This is a genomic window from Streptomyces sp. H39-S7 (genome assembly GCF_027158205.1).
In the GTDB taxonomy this organism is placed as follows: Bacteria; Actinomycetota; Actinomycetes; order Streptomycetales; family Streptomycetaceae; genus Actinacidiphila.
Genome location: NZ_JAPVLU010000009.1, coordinates 54,332 through 80,055 on the forward strand (window position 1 = coordinate 54,332; position 25,724 = coordinate 80,055).

Annotated in this window: 26 protein-coding genes; 16 read left to right on the plus strand and 10 right to left on the minus strand. The window is 70.6% G+C overall.

The window, feature by feature from the left end; genetic code table 11:
• Nucleotides 1-586 precede the first annotated feature (586 nt).
• Entirely contained in the window at nt 587-1,906 is a 1,320-nt protein-coding gene (locus O3X23_RS10625) for a lipase family protein (protein WP_269271184.1), read from the plus strand.
• 116 nt (nt 1,907-2,022) lie between these two features.
• Here O3X23_RS10625 and O3X23_RS10630 read toward each other — a convergent pair whose 3' ends face one another.
• Nucleotides 2,023-3,087, minus strand: coding sequence for a hypothetical protein (locus O3X23_RS10630; protein ID WP_269271028.1), 1,065 nt, complete (start codon nt 3,085-3,087; stop codon nt 2,023-2,025).
• A 78-nt stretch (nt 3,088-3,165) separates the two neighbouring features.
• Between O3X23_RS10630 and O3X23_RS10635 the strand changes: the two genes are divergently transcribed.
• The 3 genes from O3X23_RS10635 to O3X23_RS10645 all read left to right on the plus strand — a co-directional run bounded on the left by O3X23_RS10635 (nt 3,166) and on the right by O3X23_RS10645 (nt 5,252).
• Complete coding sequence (locus O3X23_RS10635; protein ID WP_269271029.1) at nt 3,166-3,603, plus strand: MarR family winged helix-turn-helix transcriptional regulator; 438 nt, start codon at nt 3,166-3,168, stop codon at nt 3,601-3,603.
• A gap of 320 nt (nt 3,604-3,923) precedes the next feature.
• Nucleotides 3,924-4,361, plus strand: a complete 438-nt coding sequence (locus O3X23_RS10640) for a hypothetical protein (protein ID WP_269271030.1) — start codon at nt 3,924-3,926, stop codon at nt 4,359-4,361.
• A gap of 222 nt (nt 4,362-4,583) precedes the next feature.
• Nucleotides 4,584-5,252, plus strand: a complete 669-nt coding sequence (locus tag O3X23_RS10645) for a class F sortase (protein ID WP_269271031.1) — start codon at nt 4,584-4,586, stop codon at nt 5,250-5,252.
• 20 nt (nt 5,253-5,272) lie between these two features.
• Here O3X23_RS10645 and O3X23_RS10650 read toward each other — a convergent pair whose 3' ends face one another.
• The gene (locus O3X23_RS10650) at nt 5,273-6,295 is read right to left on the minus strand and encodes a hypothetical protein (RefSeq protein WP_269271032.1); all 1,023 of its coding nucleotides are present in this window, start codon (nt 6,293-6,295) and stop codon (nt 5,273-5,275) included.
• A 503-nt stretch (nt 6,296-6,798) separates the two neighbouring features.
• Here O3X23_RS10650 and O3X23_RS10655 point away from each other — a divergent pair.
• A complete protein-coding gene (locus O3X23_RS10655) occupies nt 6,799-7,257 on the plus strand; it encodes a hypothetical protein (protein WP_269271033.1) in 459 nt (152 codons plus the stop codon).
• Nucleotides 7,258-7,292: 35 nt separating this feature from the next.
• Here O3X23_RS10655 and O3X23_RS10660 read toward each other — a convergent pair whose 3' ends face one another.
• Nucleotides 7,293-7,565: a hypothetical protein gene (locus O3X23_RS10660; RefSeq protein ID WP_269271034.1), complete on the minus strand. Its 273-nt coding sequence runs from the start codon at nt 7,563-7,565 to the stop codon at nt 7,293-7,295.
• A 308-nt stretch (nt 7,566-7,873) separates the two neighbouring features.
• On the opposite strand from O3X23_RS10660, the gene O3X23_RS10665 reads away from it, so the two are divergent.
• Nucleotides 7,874-8,656, plus strand: coding sequence for a peptidoglycan-binding domain-containing protein (locus O3X23_RS10665; RefSeq protein WP_269271185.1), 783 nt, complete (start codon nt 7,874-7,876; stop codon nt 8,654-8,656).
• 43 nt (nt 8,657-8,699) lie between these two features.
• Here the strand turns inward: O3X23_RS10665 and O3X23_RS10670 are convergent, their stop codons facing one another.
• Nucleotides 8,700-9,587, minus strand: coding sequence for an NAD(P)-dependent oxidoreductase (locus O3X23_RS10670; protein WP_269271035.1), 888 nt, complete (start codon nt 9,585-9,587; stop codon nt 8,700-8,702).
• Nucleotides 9,588-9,636: 49 nt separating this feature from the next.
• Between O3X23_RS10670 and O3X23_RS10675 the strand changes: the two genes are divergently transcribed.
• Nucleotides 9,637-10,044 carry a MerR family transcriptional regulator gene (locus tag O3X23_RS10675; protein WP_269271036.1) on the plus strand — a complete coding sequence of 136 codons (408 nt, stop codon included), beginning with the start codon at nt 9,637-9,639 and terminating at the stop codon, nt 10,042-10,044.
• A gap of 5 nt (nt 10,045-10,049) precedes the next feature.
• Here O3X23_RS10675 and O3X23_RS10680 read toward each other — a convergent pair whose 3' ends face one another.
• Entirely contained in the window at nt 10,050-10,961 is a 912-nt protein-coding gene (locus tag O3X23_RS10680) for an AraC family transcriptional regulator (RefSeq protein ID WP_269271037.1), read from the minus strand.
• Nucleotides 10,962-11,062: 101 nt separating this feature from the next.
• Between O3X23_RS10680 and O3X23_RS10685 the strand changes: the two genes are divergently transcribed.
• The 3 genes from O3X23_RS10685 (at nt 11,063) to O3X23_RS10695 (ending at nt 13,830) form a co-directional block, all read left to right on the plus strand.
• Entirely contained in the window at nt 11,063-11,977 is a 915-nt protein-coding gene (locus O3X23_RS10685) for an MBL fold metallo-hydrolase (RefSeq protein WP_269271038.1), read from the plus strand.
• Between the two features lie 125 nt (nt 11,978-12,102).
• Entirely contained in the window at nt 12,103-12,945 is an 843-nt protein-coding gene (locus O3X23_RS10690; RefSeq protein WP_269271039.1) for an alpha/beta fold hydrolase, read from the plus strand.
• 93 nt (nt 12,946-13,038) lie between these two features.
• Nucleotides 13,039-13,830 (plus strand): helix-turn-helix domain-containing protein, encoded by a 792-nt coding sequence (locus tag O3X23_RS10695; protein WP_443047821.1) that lies wholly within the window; start codon nt 13,039-13,041, stop codon nt 13,828-13,830.
• A 173-nt stretch (nt 13,831-14,003) separates the two neighbouring features.
• Here the strand turns inward: O3X23_RS10695 and O3X23_RS10700 are convergent, their stop codons facing one another.
• Nucleotides 14,004-14,717 carry a carboxymuconolactone decarboxylase family protein gene (locus O3X23_RS10700; protein ID WP_269271041.1) on the minus strand — a complete coding sequence of 238 codons (714 nt, stop codon included), beginning with the start codon at nt 14,715-14,717 and terminating at the stop codon, nt 14,004-14,006.
• Between the two features lie 72 nt (nt 14,718-14,789).
• On the opposite strand from O3X23_RS10700, the gene O3X23_RS10705 reads away from it, so the two are divergent.
• Entirely contained in the window at nt 14,790-15,428 is a 639-nt protein-coding gene (locus O3X23_RS10705) for a TetR/AcrR family transcriptional regulator (protein ID WP_269271042.1), read from the plus strand.
• A gap of 234 nt (nt 15,429-15,662) precedes the next feature.
• Here the strand turns inward: O3X23_RS10705 and O3X23_RS10710 are convergent, their stop codons facing one another.
• Nucleotides 15,663-15,950 carry a hypothetical protein gene (locus O3X23_RS10710; RefSeq protein WP_269271043.1) on the minus strand — a complete coding sequence of 96 codons (288 nt, stop codon included), beginning with the start codon at nt 15,948-15,950 and terminating at the stop codon, nt 15,663-15,665.
• 63 nt (nt 15,951-16,013) lie between these two features.
• Between O3X23_RS10710 and O3X23_RS10715 the strand changes: the two genes are divergently transcribed.
• A complete protein-coding gene (locus O3X23_RS10715; RefSeq protein WP_269271044.1) occupies nt 16,014-16,646 on the plus strand; it encodes a TetR/AcrR family transcriptional regulator in 633 nt (210 codons plus the stop codon).
• A gap of 37 nt (nt 16,647-16,683) precedes the next feature.
• Here O3X23_RS10715 and O3X23_RS10720 read toward each other — a convergent pair whose 3' ends face one another.
• The 3 genes from O3X23_RS10720 to O3X23_RS10730 all read right to left on the minus strand — a co-directional run bounded on the left by O3X23_RS10720 (nt 16,684) and on the right by O3X23_RS10730 (nt 20,075).
• Nucleotides 16,684-17,166, minus strand: a complete 483-nt coding sequence (locus O3X23_RS10720; protein ID WP_269271045.1) for a GNAT family N-acetyltransferase — start codon at nt 17,164-17,166, stop codon at nt 16,684-16,686.
• 182 nt (nt 17,167-17,348) lie between these two features.
• Nucleotides 17,349-18,728 carry an endo-1,4-beta-xylanase gene (locus tag O3X23_RS10725; protein ID WP_269271046.1) on the minus strand — a complete coding sequence of 460 codons (1,380 nt, stop codon included), beginning with the start codon at nt 18,726-18,728 and terminating at the stop codon, nt 17,349-17,351.
• Between the two features lie 339 nt (nt 18,729-19,067).
• Nucleotides 19,068-20,075 (minus strand): LacI family DNA-binding transcriptional regulator, encoded by a 1,008-nt coding sequence (locus O3X23_RS10730; RefSeq protein ID WP_269271047.1) that lies wholly within the window; start codon nt 20,073-20,075, stop codon nt 19,068-19,070.
• A gap of 191 nt (nt 20,076-20,266) precedes the next feature.
• On the opposite strand from O3X23_RS10730, the gene O3X23_RS10735 reads away from it, so the two are divergent.
• From O3X23_RS10735 to O3X23_RS10750, 4 genes are read left to right on the plus strand one after another with little or no spacing between them, the layout of a single operon-like run.
• Nucleotides 20,267-21,592, plus strand: a complete 1,326-nt coding sequence (locus O3X23_RS10735) for an ABC transporter substrate-binding protein (protein WP_269271048.1) — start codon at nt 20,267-20,269, stop codon at nt 21,590-21,592.
• Nucleotides 21,593-21,606: 14 nt separating this feature from the next.
• Nucleotides 21,607-22,530, plus strand: coding sequence for a carbohydrate ABC transporter permease (locus tag O3X23_RS10740; protein WP_269271049.1), 924 nt, complete (start codon nt 21,607-21,609; stop codon nt 22,528-22,530).
• Nucleotides 22,530-23,348 (plus strand): carbohydrate ABC transporter permease, encoded by an 819-nt coding sequence (locus O3X23_RS10745; RefSeq protein WP_269271050.1) that lies wholly within the window; start codon nt 22,530-22,532, stop codon nt 23,346-23,348. The genes O3X23_RS10740 and O3X23_RS10745 overlap by 1 nt, the downstream gene beginning before the upstream one ends.
• A complete protein-coding gene (locus O3X23_RS10750) occupies nt 23,345-25,717 on the plus strand; it encodes a beta-glucosidase family protein (protein ID WP_443047818.1) in 2,373 nt (790 codons plus the stop codon). The genes O3X23_RS10745 and O3X23_RS10750 overlap by 4 nt, the downstream gene beginning before the upstream one ends.
• Nucleotides 25,718-25,724: the final 7 nt, after the last annotated feature.

Below are 25,724 nucleotides of genomic sequence, written 5' to 3' on the forward strand. Positions count from 1 at the left end.
CGTCTTGTCACTGACTGACGCCCAGACCTACGCTGCGGTAACTGACCCGCGAGTAACCACGCTGTTCCGTACGGTCCTTGGCATGCGCCGGCTGCATCCGAGGAGGTCAGGTGCCATCCACCGCCGCGGACCCGGTCCTGGTTGGGCAACCCGACGGCCGCCTGATCGGACGGCAATCCCCCCTGAAGGAGTCGCTCATGCTCACGGCAGGCAGACGTGTGCTGCTCCCCGATGCCGCCGGGCTCACAGCCACGAGCGCGAAAGGGAGCCGGACGGTCCGCGGCACGAGGCGTGGGACGACCCCGACGCCGCGGCCACGATCCTCCGAGCGTCGCTGACGTCCTCGACGGTGCGCTGATCCCCGGCACGAACCGGCGCCCGCGACCCGTCGATGTCCATCGCCGCTGTGGCCTAACGCCCCAGGGACATCACCGCGAACGACATCGGCACGCTCATCTCAACGACGAACGAGGAGCACACCTTGAGCCGCAAGAGAATCCGTTCCCGTTCCACCCTCGCCGGCCCCGCAACCCGATACACCGCACATCCGGCCGCGGTAACGGACCGCCGCAGCCCGTCCGCCGGTCTGCGTCTGCTGGCCGGCGTGGTGGCCGCCGGCACAGTCTGCGCGGGCCTGTCGGCGGTCCCGGCCTCTGCGGCCACGACGGAGCCCGTCGTCTCGCGCGGGGTCACCATCCCCGAGTTCTACAACCCACCGACCGAACTGCCCTCCGCGAACGGCGCGTTGATCCGCACCGAGGCCTTGCCGCTCGGGCTGAGCATCCCCGGTCTGGACGGCCGCCCCATGCCGGGCACCGCGACCCGCCTGATGTACAAGTCCACCGACTCGTCCGGGCTGCCCGTCGCCGTGACCGGCGCCTACATCGAGCCCACGGCCGCCTGGAAGGGCACCGGACCCCGCCCCCTGGTCGCGCTGGCCTCGGGCACCATGGGCCAAGGCGACCAGTGCGCACCGTCCTTCGCCCTGCAGCACCCGCTGACCCTCACCGGCGACACGGTGATCGTGGGCTACGAGGCGCTGGCGATCTACCGTCTGCTGGCAACCGGCGCGGCGGTCGTCGTCACCGACTACGTCGGACTCGGCTCCACCGACCGCCTGCACACCTACGTCAACCGCCTCGACGAGGCGCACGCCCTGCTGGACGCCGCCCGCGCCGCCCACGCCGTCCCCGGAGCATCGATCACCCCGGCGTCCCGCACCGGCCTGTACGGCTACAGCCAGGGCGGCGGCGCGAGCGCCGCCGCCGCGGAGCTCCAACCGTCCTACGCGCCCGACGTCCCGCTCGCCGGCACCTATGCCGGCGCACCGCCGGCCGACCTCACCTCGGTCATGAAGGGCATCGACGGCAGTGCGCTCGCCGGTGCGCTGGCCTGGTCGATCAGCGGATTCGCCCAGGCCGACCCCGATCTGCGCGCGGTCGTCGAGGCGAACATCAGCACCACCGGCAAGGCCGCCCTCGTGGACGCGTCGACCATGTGCGTCGGCGACGCGCTCTTCGGCTACGGCTTCACCAAGAGCGGCAAGTGGACCAAGAACGGCCAGTCCATCGCCGACATCATCGCCGCCGAACCCAGCGCGCAGGCCGCCTTGAACAAGCAGCGCATCGGCACGCTCAAGCCGACCGGCCCGGTGCGGGTGGCCACCGGCGTCCAGGACGACATCGTTCCCCACGCGCAGGCGCGGCAACTGGCCGTCGACTGGTGCCGCAAGGGTGCCAACGTCACCTACGACCCCATCAACCTGCCGAACCTCGGCGACAAGATCCTCACCAACCACGTCGTGCCGCTCATCACCGACCAGGGCGACGCCATCGCCTGGCTGACCGACCGCCTCTCCGGCAAGCCGTCCCTCTCCAACTGCTGGACGATGCCCCTCCAACCCTGACCCCACCCGCACCCGCCCCAACCCGCCGCGTCCACCGGAGAGCAACACCCCGGTGGACGCGGCATGCCGTGCGACTGGGCGCGGTCAGTGGCCGGCGGCCGTCCAGACGCGACCGGTCAGACCGCGACCGACTCTTCCAGTTCTTGCTCCACCTCGGCCGGCGTCTCGGCGGGGGCTTCGGTGCCTCGGCGGGCGGCGCGGGCCTCGACGATGCCCGCCACGCAGGCCAGGGCCAGGCCGCCGATCAGCCACAGGACCAGCTTGGCCACCTGCGCGGCAAGTCCGTCGCTGCCGAAGTAGACCAGGCTGCGGGTGCCCTCGACGAAGCCTGATCCGTTCCAGAAGGTGTGGAGGGCGGCGAAGAAGCCGTTCTGCATCTCGGGCCGGAAGATCCCGCCGGAGCTGGTGAAGTTGAGCATGACGAAGAGGACCATCAGGCCGAGCGTCGTCCAGCGCTTCAGGAACGAGTGCAGTCCGGTGCCCGCCAGCAGGATTCCCGCGGAGTAGACCCAGGCCATCCCCCACACCCCCCACAGGCCGTGGTCGACGAGGTGGAAGAGCGGACCGGCGAGGGCGACGCCGATCACGCTGACGACCAGGGACGTCGCGACCGCCAGCAGGGCGCGTACCCGCATCGGCAGGACGCCGCCCACTCCCCCGATCACCGCGACGGAGGCGTAGGAGCCGATGCTGAGCGCGACGAGCAGGAAGAAGATGCCCTGGCCGGTCGGGTCGTGCGGCGTCGACGGCACGACATCCGTCACGGCCAGCGGGGCTCCCTGCCGCGCGGCTATCGGGGTGAAGACCTTCTGCACCACGGTGGCGGTGGTGTCCGAACCGGCGGACGCCACCAGCAGTACGGGAGCCTTGGCGTCCATGACGTAGGCGCCGAAGATGTCCCGCGACTCGAGCTGACGCTCCGCCGCCGCCCGGTCGGCGACGGTGCGGACCGCCAGCTTGCCGTCCGAGGTGTCGTTCAGGGTCTGGGCGAGCACCTGGGCGCTGGGACCCGAGCCGACGACCGCGACCGGCAGGTGGTGCGGCGCCGGGTCGGCGAACGCGCCCAGGTAGGCAAGTCCCATGCCGACACACATCAGCACGGGGGTGAGCAGGTGGACGACCACATGGCGGAGCCCTCCGGAGGGGGCTGCCGGCCGGCTGTGGTGGGAGGGGGAGGTCATCGTCGCGGCTCGCAAACTAGTTGGCTTATACAACCGTCTTTACGTTGTACTATACAACTACTTTCGAAAGGCCGAACCATGGACCCCCGCGACGAACACGTCGAGATCATCCAGCGCGAGATGACCGCCTTCGCGCGCCGCGCCCGCGCCGCCGCCGCGCGCATGCACCCCGAGCTGTCACTCGTCTCCTTCACCCTGCTCGCCCACCTGGAGGACGAGCAGGGCTGCCGCGCGGCGGATCTCGCGGCGCACTACCTGCTCGACAAGTCGACGGTCAGCCGTCAGGTCGCCGCCCTGGAGAGCCTCGGTTACGTCGAGCGCCGCCCCGACCCCGCCGACCACCGGTCCCACGTCCTGCACCTCACCGCGGCCGGACTCCGTACCCTCGCCCAGGTCACCGGCCGCCGCCGGACCGCCTTCCACGAGCGGCTGGCCGACTGGGATCCCGAGGACCTCCGCCGCTTCGCCGACTACCTCCTGCGCTACAACGACAGTGGCGCCGCGCAGCAGGAGTGAGTGCCCTAGAACCGGGCGCCAAGGCCACGTCGCGGTCGGGGACATCCGGCCGGACACCTGTCCACGGCCGAAGCGCGCAGCCCGCGAGCAGGGCCCGCTCACCCATTCGGCGTGCCGGCCGACGGCTTGCCCTCTCGTACCGCAGAAACGCGATGAACTGGGCGGATACCGATAACCAGCAGGCACCACGCCGGTGGAACCGCCTCTTCACGGCCGGGCCGCGCTGCGGTCCGCGCAAGGCTGGGCTTGCGTTGTCACTGTGAGCCAGGGTTCCTCGCGGTGCGTGGTGCTGCGCCCGGTGCTTGCTGGAGGTTCATCACATGCGCGCCATATCCACCCTGTGCGGTACCGCTGCCCTGGGCGCCGCTCTCGCCCTGACCGTGCCGGCGGCCCACGCTGCTGCCCCGCAGCCCACGACCACCGCGTGTGCGAGGGCCGTGGCGGACGCGCAGACGGCGGAAGCGGCGTACAGCGCAGCGGTCGAGGACTACAAGAAGACCATCGCGGTCGGTGGCCACCCCGGCACGGCGGAGCAGGACAACGTCACCAAGCTGGAGATCGAGGCCAACGCCGCCGCGTCCACCGCGGCGCGCGCGTGCCCGGACGCCAAGGTCCCCAGCGGCACCATGCACACCGGCGTCGGCTCCACCAGCGAGGGCACCAACATCGGAGACCTCGCGGCGGGCGGCGCCCTGATCGGCGCGGTCGGCATCGGCGCGCTGATGCTGCGCCGCCGTCACAACGGCGACCAGATCTGACCGGAAGGACTCCGGCGGCCGCATGCCGAGTCCGCGTGCCCCGCCCACCAGGGCGGGGCACGCGGACACGGCGCGGAGCCCGATCACAGGACGCGCACACGCCGCCGACCGGTGTCCCACCGGGCGGCCGACACACCTTTTGGGGAACGAGTGGACCGACCCGCCCGCCTGCACTCGCGTTTCCGTTCGCAGTGGGCGCAGTGGGCACTGCCGGCTCTTGTGATGGTGGCCCTGGGAATCGGACTGATCCACCACGGCCTGCAGAGTCCGACGCCACCGCCGCAGCCGACCGCGGCGCAGAGGTTTCCGGCCCACGCCAACCCGCCCCCACCCGTCCCGATCCCTCGCACCGCCCCGATCTCCCCCGCCATCCCGGTCTCCCCCACCGTCATGGCTCAGCCGATGCCGACGCCAGCACCGGCACCGGCGAAACCGACGCGAGTACGGATCCCGTCGATCCGCGTCAACGCTCCCCTGACCGGGCTTTCCCTGACGAGCGACGGGAAGCTGGCCTCACCCCCCGAGACCGACCGCAACCTGGCCGGCTGGTACCAGGACGGCACCAGGCCGGGATCCGTCGGTACCGCCATCATCGGCGGCCACGTCGACACCCACTCCGGCCGGGCGGTCTTCTACAACCTGGGCGCCCTCCGGAAGGGCAGCCTGATCGACATCGACCGCGCCGACGGCACCGTCGTGCGATTCACCATCGACGCCGTCGAGGCCTACACCGACAAGCAGTTCCCCAATGACAAGGTGTACGGAGCGGCCCAACGCCCCGAGCTGCGCCTGATCACCTGCGGCGGGGGCTTCGACAAGCGCCGCCAGCGGTACCTGGGCAACGTCGTCGCCTTCGCCCACCTCACCGACACCCGGCGTGCCCTTCCCTGAGTCCTCTCTGCTGGTGCGGGCTACGGCCCAGGCGGCAAGCGCCGGGTCCGACGCCAGTACGAGCGGGCGGCCACGGTCAGTGCGAGTCCGTACACGGCGAAGGCTGCGATGCCGATCCAGCTGACCAGCAGCGCATCGTGCGCGGAATGGAAGTCACCGCGCCGCAACGTCACCGCGCCTGCCGACACGAGGGCCAGGTAGCCGGACCCGAACACGCCGTAGGGAAGCAAGGTCGCCGCGCCGAGCAGGGCTGGGGTCAGCGGGAGCCAGCGCGGGACGCGGCGGTCGTGCAGGAACACCGTCCAGCGAGGGAAGACCTGACCCCAGGGACGGACCAGGCCCCACAGCAGGAACACGCCGAACGCGGCCAACAGCGCGGTGGCGTCCAGGCCCCAGGACTCCAAGGTCAACCAGATTCCCGACGCGCCGTTGCGCTGGGAGATCGCACGCATCTCCTCGCCGGACGTCCCGGCGAAAGTGCCGCCGCAGGCCCAGGTCACCTTCATCACCGTGTAGGGGACGAAGGCCAGGGTCCCGGCCCAGGCGATGAGTTGCACCGGCCGCGGGGCGGCGGAGGGCTCCGGCGCTGCGATCTCGCCGACCGGTCGGCGATCGGAGCGGGCGGTGGCCGCGAGCAGGAGGGCGCCTGCGGCCGCCAGGGCGTGGTTCGCAGCGGCGGTCCACCTGTCCGCACCCTGACCGAACAACAGTGTGACGACATCCATCAGCAGGCTGAACGCGGCGGCGCCGGCCAGCGCGCACACCACCCAGAGCAGCCTCCGCAGGGGTGTCCGCAATCCGTAGCGCGTCACCGCAGCACCGAGCAGCGCAGCTGTCACCGCCATCACCACGACCGCCCACCCCAAGGCGGCCGGCTCAGAGCCCCGATGGAGGAACAGCGGCACCCCACCGGCCACACATGCCAGCGCGAACCCGGTGTACAACACCGCCCACATCGTCGTGGCCCAGCCCACCCAGTGCGGCCACCGCTGCCACCAAAGACGCCACCACGTCGTCGCTCCCGTTACCTCTGCACCAGCCATGCTCCGACCGTCGCATCGACCTCCACATCCGACGTCGGCCACTTGAACGATCCGTGTCCCTCGCCCGGGTGAGCCGGCTGTACGACCTGCGTATGCGTCAGCGGCGGCCGCCTTCCCCGGCATGTCGCGAGGGGGCTCAATGCCCCGCGTGCACTGGACGGTGCCGTGGCGCGCGGATAACCCAGCGCGGCCGCGCGTTCGTTCGCGATGGACGCTTCCCCGTCGGTGATCACGATCCGGACCACGGGCAGCCCGTTCTACGCCCTTTACGCAAGAATGCCCCGCAGTTCTGCCGCATTTCATCGCATTGCCCGTTTGTTGAACAATTGACAAGGATGGTCACTGCCATGAAGATGCGTCGTGATCCCGGCTTCGGGGCTGCCGGGTGCTTCCCCCCTCCTCCCGGTATGGCCCATGCCCGCATTGACGTGCGGCGCACGGTGAATTGGTCTCGTGTGCGGCCGGGGTCTTCGTGTTGTTCGTTGAGGAAGGGGTGTTCGTCGATGTCGCGACGCACCGCATCGCATCTGTTGGGTTCGACCGCCATCGCCGTGTCCGTGGCGGTCGCGGGAGCCGGCACGGCGTTGGCCGACGGCGGCGGCAAGGGTTACGGGAAGCACAATGTGGCCGGGTACACCAAGCCGGGGACGCTGCCCGGTCAGGTGAAGCCGGCCGACGCGCACTGCGCGTTCTCGCTGCACGGCGCGGCATGGACCGCCGCCCAGGGGCTGGCCGCCATCACCCCCACCGCCGACGGGAAGATCAGCCTGGACGTCATGGGCCGTGGCGGGGTCTGCACGGTGTCGCTGGCCTCCTACCAGGCTCACGGTCCGACCTTCGCGACGTCCGGCCTGCAGGTCCTGACCGGCTTCGCGACCGTCACCGTCCGCCAGGGTGCCACCAAGTCGCTGACGATCGCGGTGCCGGACGCCGGATGCTTCGCCCAGATCGACCTGTACTAGGGCAGCACCCGCTACGACGGAGCCACCGGGACCGGTCACGGTCCCGCGCCCGAGGGCCCGAACGGTGCCGTCATCGGGACGAAGCTGATCGCCGCGTGGAACGGCCCGGTCGGAGGCAAGGACTGCATCAACGCCTCCCCCACCCCGAGCCCGACCGTGACCACCCCCAGCGCGTCCCCCACCACTCCCGCCGCGCCCAGCACGGCTCCGGGCACGCCCGCTGTCCCGAGCACCGGGCCTGCCGTGCCGACGGGCACCCCGTCCACCAGCGGTGCCGCGGTACCGCCGGCCACAACTCCCGCGGCCACGCCGACTGACGACACCCACTTGGCGACGACCGGCAGCAGCAACGTCGGCCCGCTGGTGGGAGCTGCCGGGGCCCTGTTCCTGGCCGGAGGTGGCGTTCTGTTCGCCGTGCGCCGCCGCAACGCTGCACGCCACGGCTAACTGCGCTGTTTCCTCGGGCGGACGGCCCGCGCACGCACCTCGTGCGTGGGCCGTCCGCCCGAGGTCTCGCCGAGACGAACCAGCAAGGAGCAGCGCCCGGATGAGCGCGCCACAATCCCCCCGGCGTACCAGTGGACCCACCCCGGGCGCCGACTTCGACGATGTCGCGATGGTCCGCCCGTATCTCTCGCACCCGCGCCATGCCGAGGCGCCGAGCGCTCCCGTTGCCCCGGAGCCGTTGGCTGTGCCGAGTCCGCAGACCCAGGATCCCGCGCCTGCGCTGGCCGCCGGAGGACCGGACTCCGCAGGTACGGCCCGAGCACACCCGCGGCGCCGTCGAACGGCCCGGGCAAAGGCCCGGCGCGGTCGGACGACTGCCGTTTGGCTGTCCGTCACAGCCGCCGGGTGCTTCCTGTGGTGGGTCCTGCCTGCCGCACCGCCCGAATCCCGCTCCACTGTGGCTGGTCCTCCCTCGACGCACACCACTCCCGCCGACGGCGCCACGGACCACGCGTCGGCTCCGGCCGCCCCGACGTCGGCACCTCCACTCACCGGGCCGGCCAGTTCCGGGCCGACCACCCCGGCGGGACGAAGGACGCAGGCACCCCAGGGCCCACCACCGACCACCGCCTCAGTCCCCCCGTCCACCGGAGCGGCCGGTGCCGGTGCGCCGGGTAGCGGCGCGCCGACCCGGGGCCATGCGAGGAACCCGGCCACGGGCGGATCGCGGGAGTTGGGTCCGGGCGACCGGGGAGCGAACGTCGCCCGCTTGCAGGACCTGCTGTACGACCACGGCAAGACCTACGTGTCCTCGACCGGCGTCTACGACAGTGACACCGAACGCGCCGTCCGTGACATCCAGCAGGAATACGGCATCACCGCTGACCGGTCCGGCTCCTACGGCTCCGCCACCCGCGCCGCCCTCGACCCCACCGGTACCGGCAACGGCTGAGGAACGCCCCCTCGGCAGGAGGTCGAGCCCGAGGGGACCTTCCTCAGTCGTTGCCGGGTTTGCTGAACTCTTCGATCAGCACGGGGTACTGCTCCCCGCCGTGTCCGGCCGCGACCGAGCGGGCGGCCATTGCTTTGAGCAACTTCGGCAGATCGGTGTTCACACCCACCGCCTCGCTCTCCTCGATCAAGTGGTCCATCGCCCGTACGTCGGTCTCCAGGGTCGACACCTCGGCCGGGAAGGAGCCGCGGTCGATCTGCTCGGCATACCCAGGCAGCCATTCGGCCACAACGGCAGCGACCTGCCGCGCGAACGGCGCGTACGTTGCGGCGCCGACACCGGCCGTCCGCAGCAGTGCGGTGCCCTGGAGCCAGGCGTTGAGGACGCTCCACATCATGGCCAGGCCCGCCACGTCGTACAGGGACGCCAGCCCATGGTCCGCACCGAGGTAGGTGACGGTGCCGAGCGCGTCCAGGGCTGACTTGTGTACCTCGAAGTCCGACTGCGGCCCGCTGTGCAGAATCACCGCCTCGGCGGTCCCGATCGCCGGCGGGATGGCCATGATGGCGCCGTCCAGGTAACGGGCGCCAAGCTGCGCGGCCCACTGGGCGGCTTCTCGGGCCTGGGTGGAGTCGCCCGAGGTCAGGTCCACCAACATCGTGCCGTTCAGCTCGATATCGCTCGCGCCGAGCAGCTCGCGCATGGTCGCGTAGTCGGTGACGCAGATGACCGTCAGGGAACCTCCCTTGAGCGCGTCGCCGACTGTCGGCGCCAGCCGAGCGCCTCCGGCCACCAACTGGTCGGCCTTGGAGGCCGTACGGTTCCACACGGTTACGGGGTGCCCGGCCTTCAGGAAAGCACCGGCGAGCGCCTGGCCCATTCGTCCAAGTCCGATGACTGTTACGGGCGTTTCGGTTCTGTTGTTGTTCATGACAGCATCGTCAACGTTCATACCGGTGTGAAGGTCAAGCGAGGTTCGGATGCTGATCGGGGAACTGAGTCGTCGGACGGGTGTCAACGCCCACCAGTTGCGCTACTACGAGGCCCAGGGCCTGCTGGAGGCAGACCGCGGCGCGAACGGCTACCGCGAGTACGACGAGGACGCCGTGCTGCGAGTGCAGCAGATCCGGCACCTGCTGGGCGCCGGCCTGTCCTCCGAAGACATCGCGTACCTGCTGCCCTGCGCGATCGGAGAGACCCCGGAACTGCTCGGGTGTCCCGAGTTGCTGGCCGCGATGCGGTCACGGATGCAGCGACTGGACGATCAGATGGACAGGCTCGCGCAATCCCGCGACGCTCTCGCCGTGTACATCGATGCGGCCGAGCGGATGAGCAGCGAGAGCTATCCACCCTTTGACGATGCCGGCCTGGAGCCCGTCCCCGCCTGAGCCGATCATCCCGTTGCCGCTGCGCGGTACTGCCCTGGGGTGGTGCCGAACTCCCGGCTGAAGGCGTGGGAGAGGGCGTACGGGGTGCCGTAGCCGACGCGGCGGGCGATGGTGGCCAGGGGATCCGGGGTGTCGCGGAGCAGGGTGGCGGCGAAGGTCAGGCGCCACCAGGTGAGGTAAGCCATCGGCGGGCGTCCGACCAGGGTGGTGAAGCGGCGGGCCAGGGTGGCGCGCGAGACGCCGGCCTCGGCGGCCAGCCGGTCCATCGTCCACGGGGCCGCCAGGTCGGAGTGCAGCGCCCGTAGGGCGGCGGCCGCCACCGGGTCGCCCAGGACGGTCGGCCACGTGCCACTCCCCTGAGCCGTCCAGGAGCGGATCATGTAGACGAGGAGGAGATCGAGGAGGCTGGGCACCGCGAGGCAGGAGCCGGGCCCCTGCGTACCTAGTTCGTGGCCCAGCAGGTCGACCGCGGAACGCAGTTCGGCATGGGCGCCCACCCGGTTCGGCAGGTGGACGACCTTCGGCATCTCCGCCATGAGCGGGTGGATGCGACTGCGGTCGAGCCTGTACTTGCCACACAGCATCGCCACCTTGCCGGAGGTGGCCGGAAGCCGGCGTGGCCCGTCCCCGGCGAGCCACCGGTCGAACGACACCGCCCGTTTCACGGTCGCCGCATCGGCGGGGGCGTCGGCGATCACATGCCCCGTGCCGTGCGGCAACAGCACCACGTCACCCGCGCCGAGCGAGACCGGTGAGCCGCCGTCGGGGAGCAGCCAGCAGCTGCCCTCCAGCACCACATGGAAGCCGGCACCGTCGTAGGGGGCGAGGCGCGCGCACCAACTCCCGCTCACGCTGACCCGGTTCGACGACGGCCGTCCGATGCGTATCGCCGAGACCGCGTCGCTCACCACGTCCATGGGGTCAGAGTACCTTGTGGCCTCAAGAGTGAGACGGAGTCGTATCCAGATGAGCCGAACAGGCATTGAGCGACCAATCTGTCCTGCCTAGAGTCGTGGACATGAACAGTGAGAGCAAGCAGAGCTTCGTGCTCGGCGATGTCGAGGTCATCCGAGTCGTCGAGTGGCAAGGGGCGTTCGCGCCCGCACGCGACCTGGTTCCGGAGTCCGGCGCCGGGCTGTGGAAGGACAACGAGCAGTGGCTGGCGCCCGATCATTGGGCGCCGGACAGCGACCGGGCGGTGATGGCGCTGCAGACCTGGGTGCTGCGCAGCGGTGGACGGACCGTTCTGGTCGACACCGGTGTCGGCAACGGGCGCGAGCGCCCCGGCTCGCCGCAGTTCCACCACTGGCAGGGTGATTTCCTGGGCGGGCTCGCGCAGGTCGGCGTCCTCCCGCAGGACGTCGACGTCGTCGTCAACACCCACGTCCACGGAGATCACGTCGGATGGAACACCATGGACGTGGACGGAGGGTGGGAGCCGACGTTCCCCAACGCCCAGTACCTCATCCCGGCGGCCGACGACTTCCACTTCGGCCCGGACAACGCGTACGGGAACGGACTCCGGGACGACGACCGGCTGGTCTACCAGGACAGCATCGCCCCGATCCACCGGGCCGGGCAGGCCGTCCTGTGGGACGGCACCCACCGCATCGATGAGCACCTCACGCTCGAATCCGCCCCCGGCCACACGCCCGGCTCATCGGTTCTGCGACTCTCCTCCGGAGACGACCGGGCGGTCTTCGTCGGCGATCTGCTGCACAGCCCGGTACAGATCCTCGTGCCCTCCTGCAACAGCTGCTTCTGCCTGGACGCTGACGCGGCGGTGGCCAGCCGCCGCCGGGTCCTCGAACGAGCCGCCACCGATCGGGAGCTGATCGTTCCCGCGCACTTCGGCGGAGCGGGCGCCGTGGAGGCCCGGCGAGAGGGTGAGGGGTTCGCCCTCACACGGTGGGCGGCCTACGGCACGGAGTAGGTCGAGTAGCTGACCTGCGACGTCACAACGAGCCGACGTTCCTCATCACGCGGCACGAGGTCCCCGCCGCGCAGAGGCGACATTTGTACAAGACCGTGCGCCGACGGCCCCGGCATCATCCCGGCATGAATGAGTTCGAGGCTGAGTACACGGCACACGGAATGCATGTGGTCCACGACGGCTCGCGGCAGGCGCCGCCGCTGCTGCTCATCCACGGGTCTGGTGCCTCGGGCGCCTCGTGGAGTCCGCTGGTCCCCGCGCTGGCCGCTCACCATCATGTCGTCCGGGTCGACCTTCCGGGGTGCGGCCAGTCCCCGCCCGCGGTGTCCTACGACATGCCCGTGCAGGCCGGGCGACTGGCGGCGCTGCTCGACGATCTCGGGCTGCGACGCGTCATCGTGGTCGGGCACTCCAGCGGCGGGTACTCCGCCACCGCACTCGCGGAGCAACGCCCCGACCAGGTGGAGTCGCTCGCGCTGATCAGCACCGGCCCGAGTCTCGACGCGCTCCTTCCGCAACCGCTCATCCTCCGGGTGATGCTGGCCCCGCCTTTCGGTCCATTGCTGTGGTCACGGCGTTCGGACGCGATGATCCGCAAAGCGATCAGCGCGACGCTCGCGCGCCCCGTGGACATCCCGGACGACGTGGTCGCCGAGGTGCGAGGCACCACGTACCGGGCTTTCAGGAGGGCGGCACGCGGCAACATCGCGTACATCACCGAGCGGAGCGTGCCCGAGCGCCTCGCCGCGCTCGATGTTCCCGTGCTGGTGGTCTTCGGCGCTGCCGATCCCCGCTGGGAGCCGACGTCGGCACACCAGTACGACGTGGTGCCGACCGCGCGGGTCGAACTGCTGCCGGGCGTCGGGCACATACCGCTGTGGGAGGTGCCCGGGGCGACGGCGGAACTGCTGCTGGACTTCGCAGCAAGGGGCGCTGACACCCCTGCCGCGCTTCCCTCGCAGGACTAGATTGGTCGCGTGTTGCCGACCGAGGCCCCACCCGACTGGGCGAGCGTGGACATCGCGGTCCCGCGCCCGTCAGTCGGGCTGCCCGGCATCCGCATGGCCGGGTTCCGCCTGCGTGTCCCCGCGTTCGTGGACATCGCCATGGTCGCGCACCCAGCGATCACGTTGATCATCGACCTCAGTGACGGAGACGGCTTCGTCTACAGCACGCACACCCGGCAAGGTCGCGGCAGTGTCGTCGTCGGACTCCTCCCCGGGGACCTCCGGGCATCCGGACGAGCCGGTGACTGTCTGCAGATTCGGCTGGAGCCGGTCGTGGCCGCCGCTGTGCTCGGCGGCTCGGTGATGGAGTTCAACGGGGCGGTGGAGTCCCTCGAGGACGTCTGGGGTCACGACGCCGGGCGGATCGAGGACTCACTGCGCGCCGCCGGGTCGTGGGACGAGCGCTTCGCGATCGCGGTGGACATCATCGGCCGACGGATGGCAGAGCGGCCACGGGTCGACGCGGAGGTCGCCCACACCTGGCGGCGGACGCTCACCAGCCGGGGGCGAGTGCGGGTCGACGGCCTGGCGGAGGAGGCCGGCTGGAGCCGCAAGCGCCTGTCGGCCCGCTTCCGGTCGCAACTCGGCATCACCCCCAAGCGCGCCGGCCGGCTGGTGCGGTTCGACCATGCCGCCCACCTCCTCGCGGCGGGTCTCGCCCCTGCCACCGTCGCCTCCGAGAGCGGCTACGTCGACCAGTCCCACCTCCACCACGAGGTCAGGGCGTTCACCGGACTCACGCCGGCGGCCGTGGCCGCCGCGCCGTGGCTCGCGATCGACGACGTCGCGTGGCCGGCTTCCTCCCCGAGGCCGAACCGGTGGGTGCCGCAACCAGCGCTCCTCTGACGGACCGCCGCCCGCCCACCCCGTCCGCTGTCGCCATGCGCGTCACGGTGGTGGCCGGGGTGCTGCCGCCCCCGGCCGCTCAGCTGTCGAGCGGTCCAGGCGGCGCCGGCTCAGCTCTCCCATGGCGCTCCCGCCCAGGTCAGCGAGGTGGGTGCACGGCGCAGCCGGGGGGCTCAAGCGTTCCGGGCCGTCTGCTCCTGCTGCCCGTGCTCCAGGTCGGCCAGCAGTCCGTCAAGGACGATCAGGGCGCGCCAGGTCCGGGTCATACCGGACGTCGCGGTGGCGCGGACGGCAGCGCGGACCTCGTCGGGCGTCGCTCCCGTGCCCAGCGCGCGGCCGACGTGGGCACGGAAGCTCTCCTCGAGGGTCTGGTAGAGGACGTCCACGGTCATGGTGACGAACGCCCGCTCGCGGACGCTGATCCGGGACATGCCGGCGCGCATGCGCGACTGCAGGTCCATGTAGTCGGCGAAGCCGGGGTCGAGGGAACGCACCTCGGCGCGCATCGCCGCGGGGAGGGGGCTCCCCGTCCCCTCCGCGTTCACCTGGTGGCCCAGGCCCGTCGGCCCGGGCAGCCCGTGCCGGCGCTCGACCTCATCCAGCCGCTCCAGTGCGGCCAGCGCCGCCGGGTAGCCGCTGTCGTAGGAGATGAAGCGGAGCAGCTCGCGCAGGTCGTCGGCGTCCAGGCCGCTGTCCAGGGCAGCCCGTACATGCAGTTCGAACGGCAAGCCGAGAATCTGTTCGCAGACGTCGGCGACGAGGTTGATCAGGGTGCGCTCGCGCGGCGTCAGCCGCGTGTCCGAGCCGGTGAGTTGAAAGCTCGCGGCGGCCATTTCCGCTAACGCCGGATCGAGTTCCTCGACCGTGGTCCGAGTCGGCAGCGTCATGATGACTCCCCTAAGTGAACGATTGTAGGGCTACGACTGTAGTCCTACAGGGAGCCCCATACAATGCTGGCCATGGACGCGACCACGCCGGCTCGAACGACAGCCCCTTCTGCGCCGCGCGGCCGCAACCCACGTGGCCAGGGCGAGCGGCTGCGCGCCGAGATCGTCGACGCGGCGCTGCGACTGCTGGACGAACTCGCCGACGACCAGGCGCTGTCACTGCGGGCGGTCGCCCGCGAGGTGGGCATCGCCGCGACGTCCGTCTACATCCACTTCGCCGACCGCGACGCGCTGGTGCTTGCCGCGCTGGAGCACTGCCATGCGGATCTGTTGCGCGCGGTGGACGACGCGGAGTCGGGCGCCACCGACCCGGTGGCCGCGCTGCGCGCCCGAACGGCACTGCTCGGCGCGTGGTCCCGTGAGCACCCGGGGTTGTACAAGGTGCTGCACGAGAGCACGCTCAATCGGCGCAGGGACATGCCGTTCCGGGAGGAGATGGCCACGCGCACGACCACGGCGATCCGCCGCTGCATGGACGCCGGGCTGGCGACGCCCGGCGACGCGGAGACCGTCTCCCTCGATCTGCGCACAGCCGTCCACGGCGCGGTCTCGCTGCGCGTCAACCAACCCGAGTTGCCCTGGCCCCCGCTGGAGGAACAGGTGGATCGGTTCCTGGTGAAGCTGGTCGGCGTTGCGCCCGCGGAGGGATGACGGCGGCGTGACGTGCGGCGACATGGCTCAGCGCCTCGCCGCGGTGGCAGGGGATCACCGAAGCACCGCCGTCGTGCGGGGTTGACGCCGGGCGCGGACAGGCCTTGGGGCCACCGACGCACCCCGACCGGAGCCGGAAGGGGCCCTTTCGGACCCATACCGCACGGCCGGGGTCAGCGCCGACCCCCTAGCCCCCCACCCCCCGTTCCCCCAGCCCCCAGTCGCGTTCGAGCCCTAGCCGATCCAGGCGTCGATCATGTCCAGGCGTTCCGCCACGGGCTCCGGCGGGCGGAAGCCCAGCGCCTCGGTGACCACCTGGTCCACGACCGGGTGCAGGCGCTCCTCGGCGAAGCGCTTCCAGTCGGCCTGGGACTCCCAGACGTCGGTGTAGCGCAGCCCGTTGGGCGTGCGGTGGACGAGGTGGGCCACCAGCCCCTGGGGCTTCTCCGGCCCGAGCCCTTCCCTGATGCGGGCGTAGGTGGCCGGGTCGATCGGCACCTCGAAGGTGAACGCGTACGTCACGGGGACCCCATCCCTCATATTCAGCCGAAAGTATTTCGGATGAATACGACTAGCATCGGGGGTGTGGACAGACAGGTCAAGAGGCAGTACGACACGAGCGGCCGCCGGGCAGCGGCGCAGGCGAACCGGCAGGCGATCCTGGACGCGGCGACGCGGCTGTTCGTCGAACGCGGCTACGCGGCGACCACGATGGCCCAGTTGGCCCAGCGCGCGGGCGTGGCGGTCGACACCGTCTACACGGTGACGGGCCGCAAACCGGCACTGTTCCTGCAGCTGGTGGAGTCAGCCATCTCCGGCACGGGCGACGCCGTCCCGGCGGCCGAGCGCGGCTACGTGCGCGAGATGCGCGCCGAGCCGGACGCGGCCCGAAAGCTGCACCGCTACGCGCGGGCCGTCCGGGAGATGCACGCCCGGCTGGCGCCGCTGCTGCGCGTCGCGCGCTCGGGGCCCCCGGAAGTCGCGGAGGTGTGGCAGGCCATCGCCCAACGGCGCGCGGACAACATGCGACTGCTCGCCGGGGAACTGGCCGCGACCGGTCAGCTCCGCCACGGACTGGACCTGCAGGAGGTGGCCGACATCATCTGGGCGACCAACTCACCCGAGTTCTACTGCCTGCTGGTCGAGGACCGCGGCTGGCCCCCCGAACGGTTCGAGCAGTGGCTCGCCGACGGCTGGTGCCGGCTTCTGCTCGCCTGAACGAGATCCCCGTGCGTCGTGAACGACGCGAGCGACCTCACCCAGGCGCGGCGTAGCAGTGCAGGGTCACCGTTCGGTTCGGGCCCCACCGCTGATCGACGGTGGCCAGCAGGCTCCAGCCCAGGCGTTCGTACAGGGCTGCCGCCGACGTGTCGGTAGCGACGACGTCGAGGACGGGATGCAGAGCACGCTCCCGCGCGTCCCGCACGGCCCGCGCCATCAGCAGAGCGCCGATGTGGTGGCCGCGGGCCGCAGGCGCGACGAACAACCGGCTGATCACAGCGGTGGCCCGGACGGGCACGCCCTCGCGGCTGCTCCACAGGGCCGGCGCCGCGTCTCCCTGCCCGCTGCGGGACAGCGTGATGTGGCCGACCACCTGTCCGTCCCGTTCCGCCACCCAGGCCGCGAGCTGGGACGTCCTCGTCAGCCACTCCGAGGGCCGGTCGGGCCAGTTGACCGGATAGCCGTCCACGTCATGGACCTCGCGGAGCACCTGGACGCATCCGTCAAGATCGGACACGTCGCGGCGTCGGATACGGCAGGTCGACGGTTCCTCGGGGACGGGAGAACTCTGTCGCTTCACCGGAGCATGCAAGCACAGGCCGCAGGGCCGGCGCACCCGCGTGAGCGGGCGCGCGGCGCCGCCCGGCGGGCCGCCGACCCGCCGGGCGGCGCCCCGCGCCTGGGGTGCGGATGCCGCGGTCATCTGCTGCAGGCGGCTCCGTTGAGGGCGAAGGCGGCCGGGGCGGCGGCGTTGCCGGTGTGGGTGGCCTGGAATCCGATGGTGGTGCTGGCGCCGGCGGCGAGCGTGCCGTTGTAGCTCACGTTGGTCGCCGTCACGTTACCGCTGGTGGGGCTGTACGTGGCGTTCCAGCCGGAGGTGATGGCCTGACCGCCGGGGAGCGTGAAGGCCAGTGCCCAGTGGGCCAGGGCGGTGCTGCCGGTGTTGGTGATGGTGATGTTCTCGGTGAGCCCGGTGTTCCACGTGTTGACCGCGTCGGTCACCTTGCACGAGGCGCCGCCCGGGTCGGTCGGGGTGGGCGTCGGAGTGGGTGTTCCGGGGGTGCCGCCGAGGGCGGTGGCGGTGGCTTCGAAGGCGGGCTTGGGCTGGTAGGAGTTGTCGTACAGGGTGGCCGCGCCGTAGCCGGGGAAGGCTGAGGGGATCCAGGAGTCGGCGTCCCCGACGCCCCACTGCGAGACACCGACGCAGCGGCTCACCGCCAGGCAGGCCTTGACCACATTGCTGTAGTCGGTGGCCTGCTGGGCCAGCGCCGTGCTGTTGGCGGGAAGCTGGATCCGGTCGTCCAGTTCGGTCACCGCGACGTCCACGCCCAGGGCGGCGAAGCGCTGGAGGTTGGCGGTGAGCGTGGAGGGGACCTGGCCGACGATGAAGTGCGCCTCGAAGCCGACTCCGTCGATCGGGACACCCTGCGACTTCAGCGACTGCACCAGGCTGTACATGGCGTTGCTCTTGGCCCCGATGCCCTCGATGTTGTAGTCGTTGAGGTAGAGCTTGGCCGCCGGGTCAGCCGCGTGGGCGGTGCGCAGGGCGTCGGCGATGTAGCCGGTTCCCATGGCGGCGGTGAAGGCGTCCTGGCGCAGGCTGCCGTCCTCGTTGAACGGCTCGTTGACCACGTCCCAGGCATACAACTGACCCTTGTAGTGGGTGGCGGTGGTGGTGATGTGGCTCTCCATGGCCGCCTGTACCTGGTTGGTCGGCAGGCTGCTCACCCAGGAGGGGAGCTGGCTGTGCCAGACCAGGTTGTGTCCGCGTACCCGCATGCCGTGGGCGGTGGCGAAGGAGACGATCCGGTCGCCGGGGCCGAAGTTGTACGTTCCGCGGGACGGCTCGACGGTGTCCCACTTCATCTCGTTGCCCGGCGTGACCATGTCGAACTGGGCTCCGGCGACAGCGGTCAGTGACGCGTTGCCCAGGTCTGTCTGGGTCATGGCGGTGCCGAAGTAGATGCCCTTCGCCTCGGCCAGGTCCTTCAGGCTGCTTCCCGCCGCCGCACCCGCGTGGGCGCCGAGGCCTGCGACCACGAGGGCCCCGGCCGCGACGACGGCGGCGGCCGCGGACATCCCGCGCCGGACACGGCGGGGGGCGATCCCTGGGTCGGCAGGAGGCGAATCAGTGTGCTGCGGGGGGCCGGAAAGGGTGCGACGGATGCGGCGCGGGTCGACTAACACGGTTCTCCCTCAGGTCGGGAATGCCGAATGTTTCGACAGTTCTTCCGAACGTCGGGGGCGACCTTAAGCCGACCATGACGGGCCGTCAACGGTTCGCGCGGACATCGACGCGCGCCGTCGCCGTCACCGGATCCGGTGACGGCGACGGCGGCAGCGCGGGGACGACGACGGGAGCAGCGGCGGGAGTGGCCGCCGGAACGGCGACGCCTCACCCCGACCGGGGTGACCGACTCACCGACCCGGGCGGAACGGGGCGGTGCTGCTGCGTTCGACCAGGCTGGTCGCCAGATCCACCCGCAGGGTGCTGGGGCGGTTCCCGCGGGCCAGGTCGATCACCATGCGGGTGGCGACCTCGGCCATCTCCGTCAGCGGCTGGCGCACGGTAGTCAGGGGCGGCCCGACCCACCGCGCCAGCGGCAGGTCGTCGAAGCCGACCACGCTCAACTCCTCGGGAATGCGCAGCCCTTGTTCGCGGGCGGCCTCGTACAGCCCCAGGGCCTGCAGGTCGTTGCCGGTGAAGACCGCGGTCGGGCGGTCGGGCAGGCGCAGCAGTTCCAGGCCGGCGCTGTAGCCGGCCTCGTGGTGGAAGTCCCCTTCGCGGACCAGCTCGGGATCGTAGACGACGCCGGCCGTCTCCAGGGCCGCCCGGTAGCCGTCGACCCGGGCGCGGCTGCACATCATCCGGCTGGGGCCGGCGATCACCCCGATCCGCTGGTGTCCGAGTTCCAGCAGGTGCCGGGTGGCGGCCAGGCCGCCGTGCCAGTTGGTGGCGCCCACCGCGGGCACGTCCTGGCCGGGGTCGCCGGCCGGGTCCATCACGACGAAGGGGATCTTGCGACTGGTGAGCTGCGCCTGCTGGTCGCGGTCCAGTCCTGACAGCACCAGGACCACCCCGGTCGGACGGCGGGCGAGCACGCCCTCCATCCAGGACTGCCCCAGACTCAGGCGCCCGGAGGACTCGGAGAGCACCACCGACAGGCCCTCCTCGCGCACGACGTTCTCGACCCCGCGGATGACCTCCATCGCCCAGGAGCTCTCCAGTTCGTGGAAGACCAGCTCCAGCAGCTGCGCGGACTGGTGACCGCGACGACGCTGATAACCGTGCCGGCGCAGGAGCGCCTCGACCTTCTCGCGGGTCGCGGGCGCCACATCCGTCCGCCCGTTCAGGACCTTCGAAACAGTCGGGGCCGACACTCCCGCCTCGCGGGCGATCTCGGCCAGCGTCGCCGCCACCGTCACAGGGACCACCTCGGTCGATCGTTGCTGCGGGTCCTTGCCGCCGAAGAGTTCACGGCACGGATGGTAGCCCCTGGGCCCAGCTGCTGCTTCCTGAGGCGTGACGGTTCAGACCCTTGACGGCTTCTGATGACCTGCATAGATTCCCCCTCGACATTCGAGATTTTCATCGAAACTTTCGATCGAGGTAGGCCATGAGACACCATCTGTCCGCTGTTCGCAATGGCGCGTCCCGGAACAGGCTCGGCGCCGTCGCCGCAGCGTCCGCCCTACTGCTCGGCACCGCGGCCTGCGGTTCCGACGGCGGCTCGTCGTCGGCCGGCTCCGGGACGATCCATGTCCTGGTCTACGGCGATGCCACCAACAAGGTCGAGAAGCAACTCGTCGAGTCGTTCAACAAGACCTCGGACGTCAAAGTCGTGCTGGACACCATCCCGGGCGCGGACTACCAGACCAAGCTGCAGACGATCATCAACACGTCCCACGCACCGGACGTGTTCTTCAACTGGGGCGGCGGCAGTATCGCCCCCTTCGTCAAGGCCGACCTGCTCAAGCCGCTGGACGAGTTCATCGCGAAGGACCCCGGGCTGAAGGCGAACTTCCTGCCCTCGGTGTTCAACACCGCGGTCATCGACGGCAAGCCCTACGGCATCCCGATGCGCGGCACCCAGCCGGTCCTGCTCTTCAACAACAAGAAGGTGCTCAGCGACAACGGTCTGACCGCGCCGACCACCTGGGAGCAGCTGCTCGCCGACGTGCAGACCCTCAAGGCGAAGGGCGTCACCCCGATCGCGCTCGGCGGCGCCGACCAGTGGCCGACGCTGATGTGGTTCGAGTACGTCTTCGACCGCGTGGCCGGTCCCGGCCTGTTCCAGAAGGCACTGGGCGGCGACACCTCCGCCTGGGCGGGCGCGGACAGCCGCAAGTCGCTCGGGATGCTCAAGCAGCTCATCGACGCCGGCGCGTTCGGCACCACCTTCGACTCCGTCAAGTTCACCGACGGCGGATCCCCGGCGCTGCTGGCCAAGGGCAAGGCCGCCTTCGAGCTGATGGGCTCCTGGGAGTACTCCACCCACAACTCCAACAACCCGGAATTCGCCAAGAACGGCCTGGGCTACAGCGCCTTCCCGACCATCGCGGGCGGCGCGGGCGACCCGAAGAACATCGTCGGCAACACCAACAACTTCTACTCGGTCCTGAAGAAGACCGAGCACCCCGAGGCCGTCGCGGCCTTCCTCAAGGTCATGTACTCCGACGAGTTCGTGAAGGCGCAGCTGGAGATCGGCAACCTGCCCACGACCAACAACACCGCCCAGTTCCTGGCCGCCTCCAGCACCCCGGACTACTCCACCTTCCAGTACAACCTGGTCAAGCAGGCGCCCTCGTTCCAGCTCTCCTGGGACCAGGCGTACCAGCCCTCGGCGACCACCAAAATGCACACGGCCGTGCAGGAGTTCTTCGACGGCAAGACCGACGCGGACGGCTTCATCAAGGCCATGCAGGGCCTGCCCACCTCGTGAGTTCGGACGCAGACATGACCGGCAACACCATCACCCGCACCGCTCCCCGTCGGGCGGTCCGCAGCAGCGCTGCGGTCGCCCGCCCGGGCTTGGTCTGGGCGCTCCCCGCCACGCTCTTCTTCGTCCTGTTCGCCGTCGTCCCCCTCGTCCTGGTCGCCGTGCTCTCCTTCACCCGCTGGGACGGGTTGGGCGCGCCGGAGTTCGCGGGCATGTCCAACTGGACAGCGCTGCTGCACGACGACGTCATGATCAACAGCTTGTGGCTCAGCTTCGCGCTCACCGCCCTCGGCGTCGCGATCCAGACTCCCCTCAGCATCCTGCTGGGAGTCTGGGCGGCCGGGCACCAGCGCAACCGGGCGATCCTGTCCGCGATCTACTTCGTCCCGCTCCTGCTGTCGGCCACCGCCGTCTCCGTGCTGTGGGCGCTGCTCGACCCGAACTTCGGGGTACCGGCCGAGGCGGAATGGCTCTTCGGTGACGGCAACCTGTTCGGTTCGCAGAGCGGCGCCATCGGCGTACTGGCCTTCGTCGGGGCCTGGCAGTGGACCCCGCTGCACACCCTGATCTACCAGGGAGGTGCCCGCGCGATCCCGCAGGTCCTCTACCAGGCCGCCGCCATCGACGGCGCCGGCAGGGTGCGGCAGTTCCTCCACATCACCCTGCCCCAGCTGCGCAACACCATCATCACCTCGACGATCCTGATGGTGGTGGGCGGGCTCACCACCTTCGACACCGTGCTGATCCTGACCCAGGGCGGCCCGGGAACGGACACCACCATCAGCGCCTATTACATGTACCAGCAAGCCTTCAAGGGGTTCGACTTCGGCGGCGCGTCCGCCATCGCCCTGGTCCTCGTGGTGGCGTCCACCGTGATCTCACTCGTCCTGGTCCGGCTGTCCGGCTACGACAAGATGCGCAGCACATCGGAGGGCGTCTGATGCGCAAGCGCCCCAACTACCTCGCCGGGCTCGGCTCCCTGATCTGGCTGTTCCTGGTCGGATTCCCGCTGTACATCCTGCTGCTGTCCACGCTGCGCACCCAGGCCGACTACTCGACCGCCGGGCCGCTGGAGTTCCCCTCCCACCTCACCTTCCAGAACTACCTCGACGACTTCACCAACGGCTTCGGGCAGGATTTCGCGAACACCCTGGTCGTGACGGGATCCGTGGTCGGCATCGTGCTGCTGCTGGTGCCCCCGCTGGCCTACGCCATCGTCAGAAGCGGCAACCGGGCGATGTCCCTGGTCTTCCGGACCTTCCTGCTCGGTCTCGCCATCCCGGCCCAGGCCGTGATCGTGCCGATGTTCTACGTCATCAGCAAGGCCGGGCTCTACGACAACCTCATCGGCGTCATCCTGCCCACGGCAGCCTTCTCCCTCCCCATCTGCACGCTCATCCTGACGGGCGCGATGCGAGAGATCACCTCGGAGCTCTACGAAGCGATGGCCATGGACGGCGCACGCCCCTGGCGCGTGTTCCTGCAGCTGGTCCTGCCCCTGTCCAAAGGCGGGTTGTCGACCATCGTGGTGTTCTCCGCCCTCCAGGCGTGGAACGGCTTCCTCTTCCCCCTGGTCCTGACCCAGTCCGACTCGACCAAGGTGATCACCCTGGGCCTCTACAACTTCCAGACCGAGCACGGCGTCGACGTCCCCGGACTGCTCAGCGCCGTCGTACTGTCCATGCTGCCGATCCTGATCGTCTACCTGTGCGCCCGCCGCACCCTGGTACAAGGCCTGATGGGAGTCGGCGGCAAGTGACGAACAACCTGAACGTGGCCGTGGACACCGATCCCGGCACGCCCGACTGGCAGAACACCTCCCTCGACGACGGCACCCGCGTCGACGCCCTGATCCGCGCAATGACGCTGCCCGAGAAGCTCGCCCAACTGGCGGGCGTCTGGGTGGGCGCCTCCAACGAGGGCGGCGACGTCGCCCCGCACCAGCACGACCTGGAGGAGCAGACCGACCTGGAGGCGCTGCTGCCGCAGGGCCTGGGCCAGTTGACCCGGCCCTTCGGGACCGTTCCGGTCGATGCCGCGCTCGGCGCCGTGTCCCTGCTGCGCACCCAGCGCCGGATCGCGGCCGCCAACCGTTTCGGCATCCCCGCCCTGGCACACGAGGAGTGCCTGGCCGGGTTCGCCGCCTGGGGCGCCACCGCCTACCCCGTACCCCTGTCCTGGGGCGCCACCTTCAACCCCGACCTGGTGCGCTCGATGGCGGCGGCGATCGGACGGGACATGCGCTCCGTCGGGGTGCACCAGGGGCTGGCCCCCGTCCTGGACGTGGTCCGCGATGCCCGCTGGGGCCGGGTCGAGGAGACCATCGGAGAGGACCCCTATCTGGTCGGCACCGTGGCGACCGCCTACGTGCAGGGCCTGGAAGCGGCCGGGATCGTCTCCACCCTCAAGCACTTCGCGGGGTACTCGGCGTCCCGGGCGGGACGCAATCTCGCGCCCGTCAGCATGGGCACGCGAGAACGGGCCGACGTGATCCTGCCGCCGTTCGAGATGGCGATACGTGAGGGCCGCCCCCGGTCGGTCATGCACGCCTACACCGACACCGACGGCATCCCCTCGGCCGCGGACGAGGAGCTGCTCACCGGGCTGCTCCGTGTCACCTGGGGCTTCACCGGAACCGTCGTCGCCGACTACTTCGGCATCGCCTTCCTGAAAACCCTGCACGGCGTCGCCGAGGACTGGTCCGGGGCCGCCGCACTGGCCCTCGCCAGTGGCGTGGACGTGGAACTGCCCACGCTGAAGACCTTCGGACAGCCGCTGCAGGACGCGGTGACCGCGGGCACCGTACCCAGCCGGCTGGTCGACCGCGCGCTGCGCCGCGTGCTGCTCCAGAAGGCCCGGCTCGGGCTGCTGGACCCGGAGTGGGATCCGGTGCCGGCCGGGCTGGTCGGGTCCGACCTGTCGGACCCGGAAGCGCTGCGCGGCACCCTCGATCTCGATCCCCCCGAGAATCGGGAACTGGCCGGGACCATCGCCGAGCAGGCCGTGGTGCTCCTGCAGAACGACGGCGTACTGCCGCTCGCCCGGCCCCGGCGCATCGCGCTGATCGGCCCCAACGCGGACACCGCGCACGCGCTGCTCGGCTGCTACGCGTTCCCGGTGCACGTCGGCGGCCAGCACCCCGACGTCCCGCTCGGCATCGAGCTGCCGACACTGGCCCAGGAGCTGGCGGCCGAGTTCCCAAACAGCGAACTGGTCACCGCCCCAGGAGCGTCGGTGGACGGGACCGACACCTCGGGCTTCGCCGAGGCGATCGAGGTGGCACGCGGCGCGGACGTCGTGGTGCTCGCCCTCGGAGACCGGGCCGGGCTCTTCGGCCGGGGCACCAGTGGGGAGGGATGCGACGTGGAGTCGCTCCAGCTCCCGGGCGTGCAACAGCAGTTGCTCGACGCCCTGCTCGACAACGGGACGCCGGTCGTGGTCACCCTCCTGTCCGGGCGCCCCTACGCGCTCGGCCGCGCGGTGCGGGAGGCGGCCGGCATCGTGCAGAGCTTCTTCCCAGGTGAGGCCGGGGCCCGGGCCGTGGCCGGGGTGCTCAGCGGAAGGGTGAACCCGTCGGGGAAGCTGCCGGTCAGTGTGCCCAGCCGCCCCGGGGTGCAGCCGTCCACCTATCTGGCGGCCCGGCTGGCCCAGGCGGGCGAGGTGTCCAGCACCGACCCGACCGCGGCCTACGCCTTCGGACACGGCCTGGCGTACACCCGCTTCGTCTACTCCGCCCTCGACGTCGAGGAGGGCAGTACCGGTACCGACGGCGCGTTCCGATTCGCCTTCGAGCTGCGGAACGCGGGCGACCGCGAGGGGACCGAAGTCGTCCAGATCTACCTGCACGACCCGGTGGCGTCGGTCGTGCAGCCGGTGCAGCGACTGATCGGCTACCGCAGAGTCCCGCTCACCCAGGGCCAGGTCGCGCGGATCAAGGTGACCGTTCCGGCCGACCTCGCTTCCTTCACCGGCCGCGAAGGCCATCGCATCGTCGAACCCGGAGCATTGGAGTTGCGTGTCGCCGCGTCCAGCACCGATACCCGGCTGAGCGTTCCCCTCACGCTCACCGGCCCGGCCCGCCCTCTCGACCACACGCGTCGCCTGCATGCGACGTTCACGGTGTCCTGAGCGCGGA